Here is an 870-nt window from a genome sequence, read left to right on the forward strand (position 1 = left end):
GAGCGCGTCACCCCAGGCCTGCGGCGGGACGGCGTCGAGGGCGGCGAGCGTCGCCTCGTCGAAGGTGACCGCGCCCGCCTCGACGTTCGCCACCAGGTGCTCGGGGTCGGCCGTGCCGGGGATGAGCAGCACGTGCGGCGCGTGGTGGAGCAGCCAGGCGAGCCCGATCTGCGCGGGCGTACGGCCGAGGGCGTGCGCCGCGGCGACGACGGCGGGCTCCTCGGTCACCTTCGGCAGACCGGCGAACGCGCTGCCGAGCGGGAAGTACGGCACCCAGGCGATGCCCTCGTCGTGGCAGAGCCGCAGCATCTCCTCGTCGTCCCGGCTGAGGATGCTGTACGCGTTCTGCACGCAGGTGATGCCCGCGGGCAGCGCCCGGCGCAGCACGTCGAGCGTGACGCTGCTGAGCCCGATCGCGCCGATCTTGCCCTCGTCGCGCAGGGCGGTCAGCTCGGCGAGCTGGTCGTCGAGGTCGACGATCTGCTCGCCCTCGGCGCGCAGCCCGGGGCCGGAGTCGGCGCGGCGCATGTTGACGACCGGAATCCGTTCGAGCCCGAGGCCGGCGAGGTTGTCCTCGACGCTGGCCCGCAGCTCCTCGGGCCGCTGTGCGAGGCGCATCGGGAAGGGGCCCCCGGGGTCGGGGTCGGCGCCGACCTTGCTGACGACGACCACGTCGTCGCCGGGGCGGAGCGCCTCGCGGATCACGTCGTTGACGAATCCGTTCCCGTAGAACTGGGCGGTGTCGAAGTGATCGACGCCGAGCTCGACGGCCCGGCGCAGCAGGGCGACCGCGGCGGCGCGGTCGCCGCGCAGACGCTCGAGCTGCATGGCGCCGTAGCCGACGCGGGAGACGGTGCGCCCCGCGAGCGC

General features: G+C 74.6%; 1 protein-coding gene. It reads right to left on the minus strand.

What is annotated here, in order from left to right; genetic code table 11:
• Nucleotides 1–870: aldo/keto reductase (locus tag G3I40_RS18910; protein ID WP_164303312.1), on the minus strand; the 870-nt coding region annotated here is incomplete at both ends.

Source organism: Streptomyces sp. SID14478 (assembly GCF_010548525.1).
GTDB lineage: Bacteria > Actinomycetota > Actinomycetes > Streptomycetales > Streptomycetaceae > Streptomyces.